This window comes from Paenibacillus sp. WC2504 (genome assembly GCF_052682475.1).
In genome coordinates, this window is sequence record NZ_JBQZFH010000001.1 from 5,390,438 (window position 1) to 5,404,388 (window position 13,951).

At 45.9% G+C, this 13,951-nt stretch carries 9 protein-coding genes; all 9 read right to left on the reverse strand.

Features of this window, described 5'->3' with window-relative positions; genetic code table 11:
* Nucleotides 1-388: 388 nt before the first annotated feature.
* Nucleotides 389-1,261 carry a sugar phosphate isomerase/epimerase family protein gene (locus tag ACUN27_RS24440; protein ID WP_326060796.1) on the reverse strand — a complete coding sequence of 291 codons (873 nt, stop codon included), beginning with the start codon at nt 1,259-1,261 and terminating at the stop codon, nt 389-391.
* Between the two features lie 4 nt (nt 1,262-1,265).
* Complete coding sequence (locus tag ACUN27_RS24445) at nt 1,266-2,537, reverse strand: alpha-L-fucosidase (protein WP_326060797.1); 1,272 nt, start codon at nt 2,535-2,537, stop codon at nt 1,266-1,268.
* Nucleotides 2,538-2,552: 15 nt separating this feature from the next.
* A complete protein-coding gene (locus tag ACUN27_RS24450) occupies nt 2,553-4,283 on the reverse strand; it encodes a DUF4091 domain-containing protein (RefSeq protein ID WP_445559693.1) in 1,731 nt (576 codons plus the stop codon).
* A 16-nt stretch (nt 4,284-4,299) separates the two neighbouring features.
* Nucleotides 4,300-5,994 carry an ABC transporter substrate-binding protein gene (locus ACUN27_RS24455; protein WP_326060799.1) on the reverse strand — a complete coding sequence of 565 codons (1,695 nt, stop codon included), beginning with the start codon at nt 5,992-5,994 and terminating at the stop codon, nt 4,300-4,302.
* Between the two features lie 36 nt (nt 5,995-6,030).
* Nucleotides 6,031-6,930, reverse strand: coding sequence for a carbohydrate ABC transporter permease (locus tag ACUN27_RS24460; RefSeq protein WP_326060800.1), 900 nt, complete (start codon nt 6,928-6,930; stop codon nt 6,031-6,033).
* A 37-nt stretch (nt 6,931-6,967) separates the two neighbouring features.
* Nucleotides 6,968-7,894 carry an ABC transporter permease gene (locus tag ACUN27_RS24465; RefSeq protein WP_326060801.1) on the reverse strand — a complete coding sequence of 309 codons (927 nt, stop codon included), beginning with the start codon at nt 7,892-7,894 and terminating at the stop codon, nt 6,968-6,970.
* Nucleotides 7,895-8,083: 189 nt separating this feature from the next.
* The gene (locus ACUN27_RS24470; RefSeq protein WP_326060802.1) at nt 8,084-10,306 is read right to left on the reverse strand and encodes a helix-turn-helix domain-containing protein; all 2,223 of its coding nucleotides are present in this window, start codon (nt 10,304-10,306) and stop codon (nt 8,084-8,086) included.
* A gap of 226 nt (nt 10,307-10,532) precedes the next feature.
* A complete protein-coding gene (locus ACUN27_RS24475) occupies nt 10,533-12,098 on the reverse strand; it encodes a response regulator transcription factor (RefSeq protein WP_326060803.1) in 1,566 nt (521 codons plus the stop codon).
* On the reverse strand, nt 12,092-13,843 hold the full coding sequence (locus ACUN27_RS24480; RefSeq protein ID WP_326060804.1) for a sensor histidine kinase: 1,752 nt from the start codon (nt 13,841-13,843) through the stop codon (nt 12,092-12,094). Before ACUN27_RS24480 ends, ACUN27_RS24475 begins: the two co-directional genes overlap by 7 nt.
* Between the last annotated feature and the right edge of the window lie 108 nt (nt 13,844-13,951).

Genomic DNA, 13,951 nt, shown 5'->3' on the forward strand with positions numbered 1-13,951 from the left:
TTCAGCTATAAGAAAGCCGTTTTTCCTAAAAATGGCAAAATAGCGAACCACAGTTCCCTTCGCCGGCTCATACGCCGTTTTCCGGTGAAATAGCGCCCTGTAGTTCCCATATGAAGGGAGACGCTACAGCTAATTGCAGCTGATATGGTGGTTTTTAACGCTAAAGTTAGCGGAATGCGCTTTATGTAGAAGTTAGCGTAAATGAACTTGCTTAAGGGTTACGGGTTACGGGTTACGGGTTACGGGTTACGGGTTCGGGCTTCGGGGGCTTCGGGCTTCGGGCTTCGGGTTACGGGTTCTGGAGTTCGAGAGTTCGGGAGTAGGCGGTCGAAATTAAAAAAAGCTGCCTAACCGCGTGAATCAAACGGAGGCAGCCTTTCACTACATGCTAATTCTCATTCCACAGTCTTCGCAAGTTGTTCATGCCGAGACGTGACCCCAACTCGCAATCCTCCATGCCTTCGAATTCCACAGTTACATAGCCATCGTAGCCTGAGCTTTTGATCAGCTTGACGACCTCCCGGATCTCGATATCTCCTTGGCCAACGATCGCGCCTCTTAAATAATTCCCGTTCGACGTCCGGAACCAATTGCCTTCTCCCGGGTCCTGGAAGTAAGGTCTGAAGTAAAAATCCTTAAAGTGTATTAAGGACGCATAAGGCAAATTCTTGCGAACGCCGACCAACGGCGCTTCGTCAACACACATAAAATTGCCTACATCCAATGTTGTTTTGAAATTTGGGCGGTTGACTTCGAGCAGCACACGTTGTACGCGATCGCTTGCTTGCACGGAAAAGCCGTGATTTTCAATCGTAGTCGTAATGCCATATTCGGCCGCATAGTCAGCGATGATTTGGCTGCCGCGAACAATAAGCGGTAAGCTGTCTTCAAAGTATTTTATCGTCATTTTCTCAGGAGGCAAAGTGAAAGCGGTAACATCATGGCGCATATGCTGAATGCCCAAACGATGCACAAGATCAACATGCTGCTTGACGCGATCCATCTCCGCTTCGAATTCCGACTCCGATTCCTGTACGAAATTGGCGGGAATGGAATAGTTGGATAGGTCGATGCCAACCTCTTTCGCCTTATTTCTAAGCTGATCTGCAAGTTCCAGATTATCGACCAGCGTGTAGCCGTAAGGAACAAGTTCCAGATGTTCACCGCCATTGGCCTTCACCCAATCAACAGCATCCAAAATGGTCATTTTCTCTGATTTCAATGCTTGCAGCAAACTATACGAACTTAGCCCGATTTTCATCTACTTACCTCCCGTTTTCATTTCCATAACCAACATGATGAAAACTTAGTCCTAGAAGATTGGCTTCTTGATCACTCTCTGTGATCTCAATTATAATCCCACGGACTTTGATGGCGGGGACGCGAATGATAGCTTTGTGGCCGATATGTTGCCCCTCATAAATCGTTACAGGTCGTCTCGACTTTTGCGTGATGATACTAATTTTAAAGCTTCTTACATGTTCGCCTTCTGTCAGATCCTCTTCCAAGACAACAAGATCAAGCATTTGCGCTTGCTCCGTCTCGTAAACCCACGTACGGTCCTGTCTGTCGCATTGCGCCAGTGTTGCAAATGGGCTCCCCACATGTCTGCGAATTTCCGAACCGAAATCAAGCAGCCTTTCCACATCATTCTCTGGAAGCAAACCGTTTCGATCCGGCCCGATATTGAGAAGCAAGTTCGCGCCTCTGCCAACCGAATGCAAATAAATGCCCATGAGTTCTTCCACACTTTTCAGAGTATGTTCATCGCTGTCGCTATAAAACCAATTCCCCCGCATCTGGACATCGCATTCCGCAGGCAGCCACAAACGATCCCCTAACTGCTCCTTTTTCTCCGTCAAAATGGAAAACTCTGTAGCATCAACAACATTCCAACAGGGCACAGGGGCAATACCGTCCTCGTTGCCTACCCAGCGAAAATCGGGATCTCCCATATTAAAAATTAAAATCTGTGGCTGCAAACGCCGAATTTCACCAATGATGCGACTCCAATCATACGAATGCCCTTCTGATCCGCAACCGTCAAACCACAGGATGTCAATGTCACCATACCCGCTAAGCAATTCGGTGATTTGGTTGACGAAATAATCATCATAGGCTTTCGCATCCTGGGTGTAAAAATCGGCAGAACCATCATACGGCGAATAGTACAGCCCCGGTTTCACATCATATTTGCGGCATGCATCTACAAATTCGCGAATGACATCCCCTTTCCCTTCCTTCCAGGGAGAAGCGGCCACACTAAATTGGCTAAACCGGGAAGGCCAATTGGAAAATCCATCATGATGCTTCGCCGTTAGAACGGCATAATTCATTCCCGCCTCTTTGGCCGTTCGAATCCACTGCTCACAATCCAGTTGAGCGGGGTTGAAAGCAGCCGGATCCATCCGCCTTTCATCGAAATCAACGTAACCTTCATAAAACGTGCGCAAACCAAAATGAAGAAACAAACCAAATTCCCAGTTTTGATAAGCTAATTGTCTGGCTGTGGGGGTTAACTTCTGAACAAGATTCATCTCATCCGTCCTTTCTCATTTCCCTTTGTATAATCGCTCATAATCATCTACCTTAAAACTGTACAACTGCTCTGCTTTTTTTCCAGATGAGGGTGCAAGCTCTCTCGGATGCTCGAATCGAAATACGTGTTGAAGCATTTCTTCCACAAACGCTTCCTTTCCATTCCGTTTCAAAAGCTGCATATATTCATAATCACGAATGCCGCGCTGCAGCCATTTGTAGCGGAGAGAGAGCAGCGGTTTGCCGCTTTTTCCCGGATACACGAAATTCGTATCGCCTGCTTTCCAAATCAGAGGCCGATAGGAGAGATTCTCTAGCGGTTTGTCTGGCCATACGGTATAATTCCAGCGCAAAAAGCCGTCTAATTTCAGCTTTTCCACGAGCCAAGGAATAACCCGAGACTCAATCGAAGGCGAGCCAAGGAACGTGTTTGGTTTCTCAGGCGAGCAGCACACGTAATACGCAAATGTCCCCTTCGCGTCCTCTCTAAGCTGTGCAAGCTGTTCAAATTCTTCAGCCGCGCAGTCGAGAACAGGCACATAGTCCAGGATGCCTTCGATATTTTTACGAAGAAATTCCGTATGATTAATTGCCGCTTTATACTTCAGCGATGGTGCCATGTCGCGCAAGCACGCTAAGCTTTCCTCGAATAGAGCGATATCCGCCGGTTCATCAGCAACGACACGAACACGATCGATCCACCCTTTTGCGATAAAATGCTGCTCTAAAGCCACGATGTAAGCTTGTAGATCGCCTATCTGCCGAATATATTGATAAGTACCCGCTGCTTCATCAAAATAGCGAACGCGGATGGCATCCGGGTAATCCTCCACAACCTTGCCATACCCCTCATCATCGTGCTGCCATATGTTGATTAAACCAAAAACTTCCAGTTCTCTGTCAATGCCATGCTTCTCCCCCAGCTCAACATAACGATCCAAGCGGGAAAAATCATAGTCAAAATGACCATCTTTCTTCCTGACAACCGGAATAATACTATATTCATTCAAGTCGGATGGTTCCGCATCGATAAAAGACCGTTGACCGCTCCACGGTTCCTCGGAAACAACGAGCGTCAACGCCTTTTGCCCGAGTTGAGCCAAGCTGTGCAGAAACGAATCCAGGATCATAAAGTGTTCATCGGACCAATATGAGACATCATATTTTCTTGCGATATTACAATTATGCTGCCATAAGTCCAAGTAAAAAGAATAATCCTGCGGCTTCGGCAGCGCTTGTTCGCGAATCGTCAAACAAAACGTCAATTCACTCGCCAACACCTCATCTTCGAACATCGTATGGGTGTAGAACTTTATCTTTCCTTCATATTGACCGGCAGCAGCCGATTCGTCAGCATGAAGTTCCACCCAGATAGGCTGAATCTGTCGCTTCCGTACATATTGGAAGGGCTCATCCAGCAGCACATCGGAGATCATGACGCGACTATCACCCTCAATCAATCCGATCAGCCGAATGTCAACTTGACAAGGAGCATCCGTCTCCACCTTGATGCGCACAATTTGAATCGGTCCACCCTTCCACAACAACGCATCCTCACTACGTGTAACGAGCAAATCTTCTTGATCCGAACTGACCAACGCCTGAAAAGCGGCGCTGTCATTGGTACAGCAGGCAAGCTCCAAGTGCTTAACCTGCGTATCTTCCCGCCCCTGATTCCACCAATTGGCTGACCATACATACTTGTAGAACATGTTTTGTAAACCGCAGTTCATTATTTCCGTCACCTCTTCGTGTTCCCAATTACTTTTTAGCAACAGCTTTCTGATAAATTTCAATATATTTACCAAGCTGCAGGCCGTCAAAGCCTTTTACATAACTGTCCCATTCCTTATCGATGTCTTTGCTGCCCGTAATAAACTGCGCCATGTTCGATTTGATGTAATCACGAATGGTTGTTTTCAACTGTGCCGCAACTTCCGCATCTTCCAATGCAATGAACACGCTGGGCGGATACATCACTTTCGATTGGAAAGGTTCATATTTCGCTGATTCACGTTTCAAACGCACTTCATACGCCCCTTCTGCAAGCGGATCTTGCAGCGCTGCCCATGAATCGCGATATTGGAACGTACGGAGCGACGGCCCAATCTGTTCCCACCCATCATTATGTGTAGGTTTGTTGTCTACCTTAGGAATCACCGCATATTTCGCCGGCTTGCCGTTCATATCCAGCTCGCCGTCCTTCGCTTTGCGCCATCCTACGTTTTCCGTGCCGCGCTCTTCCAGAACAATCGCTTCTTCCGTGTACAAATAGTCGGCCAAACGGATGGCAGCAATTTGCTGCTCTTTGGTCGCTTTATTGGTAATCGCCATTTGCGAACTACCAATTCCCGCAAAATAGCCGGCTTGCTGCACTCCGTTAGGTCCTTTGAGCGGAGGTACGGTAACATAATCTTTGTGACGCGGATGTTTCTCGTCCGGCGAGTGCGCGTAACTGATCAATGCGGTCGTTATACCGCCCATCACATTTGCGTCTTGGCGGTTACCCAACTGCTGAATCGCATCGGAATTTTGTGTAAAGGACGCTGGATCGATCAGTCCTTCCTTGTACAACTTGTTCAGGTACAACAAACCCTGCTTCCATTCCGGCTTATTGGCAGTCAAATCCACCTTGCCGTCCTTTAACTGCAGGAAAGTACCGCTGTCTTTATCGATCTGATCGTCAATAATAAAGGCGTTCATCAGGAAGGACGCGACGTTGCCTGCCCACATGTCATCCGAACCGGTCAGCGGAATTTCATCTTTTTTCCCATTGTCGTTCGGGTCTTTTTCCTTAAATGCCTTCAATACTTCATAAAATTCGTCTGTTGTCGTTGGCATTTTCAGTCCGAGCTTATCCAGCCAGGCCTGGTTAATCCACAGTTTTTGGGCATAATTACAGTGATAGCACTCGTTCACTTGCGGAAGGGCATAAATGTTGCCGTCCGGCGATGTGATGGAGCTTTTCAAGTAGGGCAGGTCAGCCATTGCTTTCTTGAAGTTAGGCGCGTAGGTATCAATCAGATCGTTTAGCGGAATAAATACGCCTTGTTTGCCGTACTTCATCTGCTCATCTTTCGTTAAAGCCCCTTGCAGAATCACTTCAGGGTAATCGCCGCTTGCGAGCATGAGCTGTTTGCGGTCATTCAACGCTTTGTCAGGCACGAGGTCCCATTTAATTTGAATGTTCGTCTTGTCCTGCAGATATTTGGTAAAAGAATTCGTCTCCATGTTTTCGATGCTGGCCAGCTGCGGCGCGAACATTTTAATCGTCATGGGCTTCTTCACAATTGGAAATTGCCCAACAGGGGTGAAATCTTCACTTGCAGCTGGGGCGCTGCCTGAAGAGGCGTCTCCAGCAGGTGTGCCGGACTCTGTGCTGCAAGCGCTCAAGACGAGGGAGAAACAAAGTGCAACTCCCACCAAACCTGCGTATGATTGATGCCATTTTTTCATCGTAACAACTCCTCCCAATTTAACAATCCTATTCCTTCAACCTTTTAATGAACCAATCATGACGCCTTTAACAAAATGCTTCTGCACAAACGGATAAATAATGAGAACCGGCGCGCTTGCCACAACGATAAGCGAGTACTTAAGCAGATCCTTCAGCCCTTGCTGGGCTAGCATCTGATCAACCTTGGACACCATAGTCGGATCTATCGTATTGAGAATAAGGATGTTGCGCAGAACGATCTGCAGCGGGAATAAATTCGGTGATTTCAGGAAAATCAAAGCATCGAAGTAGGCGTTCCAATGGCCAACCGCATACATCAATGTCAGCACAGCCAGAATCGGCTTGGAAAGCGGCAGTACGATACTCGTTATGAATCGGATATCGCTGCATCCGTCGAGTTCCGCAGCTTCTGCAATTTCATCTGGAATCGATGTTTGAAAAAAGGTGCGGGCGATAATGACTTGAAACACCACCATGGCGCCGGGCAAAATCATCGCCCACCGGGTATCCAGCAGATGCAGATTTTTGACTACGAGATAGAACGGGATTAGTCCTCCCTCGAACATCATCGTAATCACGAGAAGCACCATGATGACATTGCGGCCGTAGAACGTTTTTTTGGCAATGGGATAAGCCAGCATGACGGTTAATGCGACGTTGACGCTAGTACCAACCACGGCATAAAAAAACGAATTCATGTAACCGGTTACGATTTGCGGATTGCGGAACACCGCTTTATAGCCCTCCAGCGTAACATCCACAGGAAGCAGCCACACTTTGCCGGAGACAACGGCCTGCGGTGAGCTAAACGATGAACTGACGATAAAAATGAGCGGAAACAAGACGACAATTAACACCGCGATCAGAAAGATATAAATGCAGAGCAGAAACAATCGGTCGCCTTGCGATTCGCGAATGCTTGACGTTTTGATCATAGAAGATCCTCCTTACTACGGACTAAGGGGCCGGCGGTTACCACAAACTTGAACTGGACAACTTTTTGGCGATGTAATTGACCCCTACAAGAAGAATCAAATTGACAACTGAGTTGAAGAAACCAATGGCCGCCGAGAAGCTGAAGCTGGAACTGAGCAGCCCTACTTTGTACACATAGGTTGAAATGACTTCCGATGTGCTCACATTGAGCGGATTTTGCATCAAATATATTTTTTCGAAGCCAAGCTTCATGATGTTGCCTAAATTGAGTATAAGCAGGATGACGGAAACCGGAATCAAACTCGGAATATCGATATTTATGATTTTCTGTACCCGGGATGCGCCATCTACCTTGGCCGATTCATAAAGCTCAGGATTAACACCTGACAAAGCTGCAATGTAAATGATGGCGCCATAACCCGTATGCTGCCAAACATCCGACCAAACGTAGATCGATTTGAAAAAACTCGGAATTCCCATGAAATTCGTATTGTCCACACCGAGCGCATGCAGGAACTTGCTGATAATACCAACATTTGGCGACAAGGTGACAATGAGGATAGACACCATGATAACCGTCGAAATAAAGTAAGGCGCGTAGGTAATCATTTGCACGCTGCTTTTGAAGAAACCGTTACGAATCTCATTCAAAGCGAGCGCTAATAGGATCGGAGCTGGAAAGCCCACAAGCAAACCGTACATACTGATGCCCAGCGTGTTTTTCAAATATAGCCAGAAATTCGGTGATTCAAAAAACTGTTCGAAGTATTTCAGGCCCACCCACGGGCTGCCCCAAATACCTTTGATGACGTTGTAGTCTTTGAAAGCAATGACGACGCCAGCCATAGGAATGTACTTGAAAATGAGCAAATACAGCAGCGGTAAAGCTACAACCACATATAACTGCCAGTGACGCTTCATCTTTTTCATGGACATTCCTAATTCCTTCTGCATGCTTAACATAGGCTCCTTCTCCTTTCGTCTGGATGGAATGCGCTTTCACACCCTCATCGTAAAGGCGATTGCCGCCATCTGCAAGAAACAAGAATCGTGCCCTTAACCGTTTTCGCATCGCCTGAAAAAGCGCGCAGCCCCGGAGGTTCTCCGGAGCTGCTGCAGCTAGGCAAACTATTTTCTACGGTTTAACAAAATTCACCCAATCTGTTTGCGCACCGCATCCTCGCGGTATTCGCTAGGAGAGCAGCCCATCACTTTCTTAAACACACGGCTGAAAGAGATTGCACTTGTATAACCGATCTGCTCCGCCACCTCCTGCATCGGGGCTTGCGATTCCTTAAGCAGTCGCTGCGCTGCCTGGATACGGATATCGATCAGGAAGTCGACGAACTTCTGTCCCGTTTCTTCTTTAAACAACTTGCTCACATATTTGCTGTTAATGTTGAAGGTTGCACTGAGGTAATCCAGTGACATATTCGGATTGGCGTACTCTTCTTCGATGAACTTCCGCATGTCACGAATCGTAGCTGCATGCTGGCGCCTGTCCTGCGCTTCCAGCAGACCGGCATATAAGCTGTCCAATACGTTCAAGGATTCTTCCCGCATTTGTTCAAGGGAATGGCAGTCATCCATAACTTTACTAAGCTTCGGAAGACCTTCCCCCATCCACATATCTTGAGACTCCTTGGTCATCCCCGCCATTTCCCGGCCCAAATAATAAATTAAATAGTTCATCAGATTCGTAATTTCATCTTTGGTTAATAGCCCAAGCTTCATTTCGCCAAAAAGCTCGTCATATTTCGTCTTCCATTCATCTTCAAGGAGTCTGAACGACTGAATCATGGAGCGAATCGCATTTAGATGTGAAAATACTTCAGCCTGTCCGTGATTGGCAATGTGCTCGCTTGTGATCAGCCTGTTTTCGCCCAGCGCAATTTTATATTTAAGCGCCCTTAGCGCTTCTTTATACGAATTTGCAACACTCGCAAGCTGTACAACTTCCTCGCCAATACCAACGGTTACCGTAAACTTCAAGTTCTCCTGAGCCCACTCACGCACATGATCAAAAAGCTGAAGGATGGAGGAAACGCCGGCTTCCTCCTCGCTTCCCATGAACACCATAACACTGAGCTGAAAAGCGGACGTCCACTCGGCCCAAAGCACGAGCTCATATTTCGGAGCAAGCTCCTGAATGACGCTGCGCAGCGCAAATTTGAGAAGATTCTGATCTTTGCGTGAGTATTGATAGCAGAAATCACTGTACTTATCCATTTCAATTACCAACACCACTTGGCGATTGGAAACGTAGGGAAGCTGCAGGCTGCTTATTTCTTCCACCCATTCCTCATGCGTTAACCCCGTGTCGCCTTCAATGAGCTGATGGAACAAATATCTCGCACGGAGATGCCTGTCTTCTTCATGCTTTTGTTGATACTGATTGGACTGTTCAATGATATTGGACAAAGCGGATTCGATGAACGAGAATTCATCTCCCCCTTCTTTGAAGGATGGCAGACGGTAACCGCGAATACGCGCCACGATTTGCTCCAGCGGCCTCGAATTGCGCCTGGTCACATAAAGAAGCCATACAAATCCAACCACAATCATCGCAATTCCGATAATAAACCAAACGTTGTAGAGGGAGGAAATCACATGAAACACCTTGCCGTTCACAAGGCCGCTTTGATAGGACCATCCGGTATAACTGGAAACATAATTTGAGAAAATCCTTGTTTGTTCGTTTGAACGGAAATCTCGAAACAAATCGTTGCCAACGGCGTCGCGAAGGCCAATATAACTTGTTTTGGGATCATACAGGTCGGCGATGCTGGTCCGCAACGAATCCGTCGCCACGTTGACGACGATTATTCCTTTCTCGCCTGTGATGAATGGCGCTCCCCGCACCAAACTGACCACAGGCTTGCTGCCTTTTACAGAAAACTGCTCAAAGTCTCTTACGCCTGACCATTTTTTGCTTCCTAGAGGGTCCTTGGCTCTCTGAATAAACGGCTCATCCTTGTAATTGCTTAGCTGATCGCTTGTCGCATTACTGAGCACAAAATTGTCTTCAAAGCGCACCAAATAGATCGAATCAATCATGGGGTACGAGGCGATCATCTCTCGCATTTTTTTTACCGCGCTAATATTGGTGAAAACATTACTTTTGGACTCATTATTGAAAAAATCGCTCAATTCTTTATTATTAATTGTTTCCATCATCACCATGTTGTCAATTGCCTTGAGCGATGTATCGATCAAGCGCATCGCCTGCAAGGACAACATTTTGTTGGCATTCAGTGCCTCTTTGCGGCTTTGTTCACTCAGCACCTGAAAAAACACGAAAAACGTAAACGTGACCACGATAATAAAAATCGGCATATAGGATAACAGCAGCCGATTAAATAGCGTTTTCCTCATGTTCAGCCTCCATTGTTCAAACGGAATGTCGACGGTGAGCAAAGCGGAGTTCGTTTGGATGCCTCTGCCTTTTTTGCGTCTATCTACCAGTGTACACGCTTACATCTGGAATCGTCCACTGTGGTCAAACTATTTTCTACTTTAAGAGAACAAGAGGGCCCTACGCCCTAGAGTTCCCTTATCATTTCTTAAAATCTCACTAAGTGCCGAGTTACGCCTGTCAGCATTATTTATAATGCTTAGGGCTGACCCCTACATACTTTTTAAATATTCTTGAAAAATACGTCCGTTCCATATAACCTAACTTTAGCGCGATCATTTCAATATTGTATTGTTTTTCTTTTAACAAACCGCAAGCAATTTTCATTTTGAATTGATGGTAATAGTCAACGAAATTCACGCCGGTTTCCTGCTTGAAATACCGCGAAAAATAGCTTGGATTCAGAAACAAATAATCGGCGATATCCACCATCGAAATATTTTCAGCCAAATGATCCGTTATATACCGGTCGATTTGCTGAAGCTTCGGCTTTTTATCTATCGCCATATGCATCGAAGCCGCATGCAGCTCTTCCAATTTGCAGCTGATTAATTCAAGACTCTCTTTTAACCGCTTGCACCTCAATAAGCAGCTATGAAATGTTTCTTCGCTTTTATGCTTAGCTTCCAATTCAATCAGCCGAATTCGATGCGAGCACGCCGCAAGGAACATCCCCGACTCCATTCGCTCTTCACGAACGAAAGTTTCTAAATCGCACAGGGATTGGGTAATCCCATTCGTAGTGGCGTCTTTGACAGCCTCCGTAATCCGATCCCATTGTTCTTCCAGCGAATGATTGACATTCCACAAGGGGATTTCCAGCAACTTGATCGCTCCAAACGTATTATCCTCATAAAACGAGGACTTCTGCCACATTTTCATCGTCTTGTAATTCGCTCTAATCCCTTCTACGCCTTTAAAAGGAGTTCCGTAATGAAGGAACACATCCATCTTCAAATACTGTTTAATCAATTCACGTAAAGACAATAAATAATCCTTAAAAAGCGTTGTCGTATTCAAGCTCAAGTTCGGGTGATAATTATAAATGCAAATCAATTGACCGTCCGCATCGGAAAATAAAGTAACCTGCTGCTGCGATTGCAGCGACAATTCATTGGCTATGTTCCCGGCTGCATACAGCAGCAAATTCATGTCTTCAAATCTATACTGCTTATACACCGATGCTCTATGAAAGGAACCAATCGCCATAAGAAAGTGCGAATGCCCCCAGTTAATGCCTAACCGTTTCCCGTAGCTGAGCATCTCCGTGGCAGAGGACGTTGTAAGAAGCTGCTGAAAGTACGTCTGCTTGAGCAAATCTTTATTTTTGATCAAATCTTGCTTATATACGATGTCCTCTATTTGATTCTTGGCCTCCGTCAGCAGCTGAATCGCTTTGCGCAAGCTTTCATCGAGCTGCTCAGAGGTTAATTCATCTTTAATTAAATAATCGACAGCATCTAATTGTACCGCTTTTCTAGCATAATGAAATTCTTCATGACAGGTCAAAAACACCACCTGAAGCTCAGGCTTCAGCGCTTTCAGCTGAGCGACCAGCTCCAAGCCATCCATTTGCGGCATCCCAATATCCGTAATCACCAAATCGAGCTGCGTTTCATGGAAAATCTGCATGGCGCTTTCTCCCGAGTTTGCAGTCGCAGCAAGCCGCAACCCCAACGATTCCCAAGAAATCAGCTTCGTTAAATATTTGATCATCGGTACATCATCATCTACCAACATGACATTCAACATGCAGATCCCCCTGTAGGTAATTTCTCTTTAAATCCGAGTGTAACGGTCAAGCCGCCGAGTTCGCTCTGTGAGCATACCATGGATGAGCCGCTGCCAAAAGTCATCTTCAGCCGTTGAAAAACATTCCACAGCCCTACTCGCTTATCCGCTTGCCAGGCTTCTGTATCCTGCGAGCTTTGCAGCTCGGCGTTGAGCAGATCTATTTCCTCCGCACTCAGTCCTAATCCGTTGTCGGAGATAGAAATCTCCACGTTATGTCCGTTTTGCTTAGCATGTATGACGATTTGGGGTTGATCCACAGCTCTCTTAAAGCCATGTACAAAGGCATTTTCCACGATGGGTTGAAGCAGAAGCTTCGGGAATCCCAAATTTGCAAGCAGCGGAGGAAGCTCTATATCCAACTGAACCACCAGATCACTGCGCATTTGCATGATATCCACATAATGAAATAGCAACTTACATTCATTACCTAGACTAGAAGGTTCATTGAACTTCATATAAGCCCTTAATAAGCTCATCAATGAATTAATCTTTTGACTATGGACCATCTCGTTATCCAGAGCCAAATTGCACTTGATGGAATTGAGCGTATTCATCAGGAAATGAGGGCGGATCTGTGAATAAAGCGCTTGAAGCTCTAATTCACGTTTCTGCTCCTGCTCCTGTTCGTTTTCCACAATCAGCTGGTTGATTTGTTCCAGCATAATATTCAAGGTTCGGCCCAAGTCCGAAATTTCATCTTTGCCGTCTTCTTCAAATCGAATCCGGCGATTGCCATTGCCGAATTGCTTAACCCCCGCTTGAAGCTGCCGGATGGGCCGATGAAGCCGCTTCGCTACATACATCGAGACGACAAAGAAGATTAGAAAAAAAGGGATGATCAGCAGCAAAGTAATGAAAAATGTCTTCGTAATTTGACCGGTCACTTGTGCGTCCGGCGTCTCACTGATGAGCTTCCAGCCTGAGTATTGAATCAGACTTTCATTTCTAATGTTATTTTTCGCGGTAGCGTCCATGCCATAAGAGACAATCGGATCACCCGCAATCAATTTGCCTTCGGCATCAAACAAGGCCAGTTTCGAAGTGCTTAGTTGAGCGAACGCTTTCATAAAATAGCGCTCCGGTATGGAAATAAACAATGTACCTAACTGCTGCGTATCGCTTGGAGATTTGATGACCCTTGCAAGTAAATAAGCCTTGTTGGTTAATGCGTTTGCCCCCTGTGTTGGCACAGTTCCGAGCCATTGCAAAATATTCGGCTTTGACAGATCCACACGCGACTTGACGATTTCATACTGCTGCCTCGTCATTTCCGGGTCTGCTCCTTGGATCTCACTGGATTGGACGATAAATCCAGCTTGATTGGACACGTACATCAGAATATCCGGATTCATCGTTTTGACATCAACCAAGCTGAAAAAATCTTTGATTTGCAAATAAGTTTCAAAATCATGGAAACTCTCAATGCGCTTCATAGCCATGAAATTGCGCAGCTGGTTTTTTACATTTTCATCCTGAACAAAAAAGTTCGATGCATAGGTCATATCATCAATTGTTTTGGATATATCCTTGGCAATGACGGTAAGCACCGTTTGATTGCTGAGAAAGATTTTCTCCTTCACATTGTTATGCGTAATCGAATAATTGAGAAACGAGGCAACGACAGTCGGCAGCAAAATAAAACAGAGAAATGAGATTTGAATGCGTCGATAAAAGGAAAATCGAAATAGTGAGTTTATTCTCATAGGAACTCCTTCTGCCTTCTGGATGCTTAGCATTTAACTAACATTCAACTACACCTATCATAGCATAACGACTGTTACCCTATGAACGAGAACATAGAGGACGTTATT

Bases quoted from the DNA above. Each gene is read 5' to 3' on its own strand.
- ACUN27_RS24440 (WP_326060796.1), bottom strand. From the start codon at position 1,261: ATGAAAATCGGGCTAAGTTCGTATAGTTTGCTGCAAGCATTGAAATCA.
- ACUN27_RS24445 (WP_326060797.1), bottom strand. From the start codon at position 2,537: ATGAATCTTGTTCAGAAGTTAACCCCCACAGCCAGACAATTAGCTTAT.
- ACUN27_RS24455 (WP_326060799.1), bottom strand. From the start codon at position 5,994: ATGAAAAAATGGCATCAATCATACGCAGGTTTGGTGGGAGTTGCACTT.
- ACUN27_RS24460 (WP_326060800.1), bottom strand. From the start codon at position 6,930: ATGATCAAAACGTCAAGCATTCGCGAATCGCAAGGCGACCGATTGTTT.
- ACUN27_RS24465 (WP_326060801.1), bottom strand. From the start codon at position 7,894: ATGTTAAGCATGCAGAAGGAATTAGGAATGTCCATGAAAAAGATGAAG.
- ACUN27_RS24470 (WP_326060802.1), bottom strand. From the start codon at position 10,306: ATGAGGAAAACGCTATTTAATCGGCTGCTGTTATCCTATATGCCGATT.
- ACUN27_RS24475 (WP_326060803.1), bottom strand. From the start codon at position 12,098: ATGTTGAATGTCATGTTGGTAGATGATGATGTACCGATGATCAAATAT.
- ACUN27_RS24480 (WP_326060804.1), bottom strand. From the start codon at position 13,843: ATGAGAATAAACTCACTATTTCGATTTTCCTTTTATCGACGCATTCAA.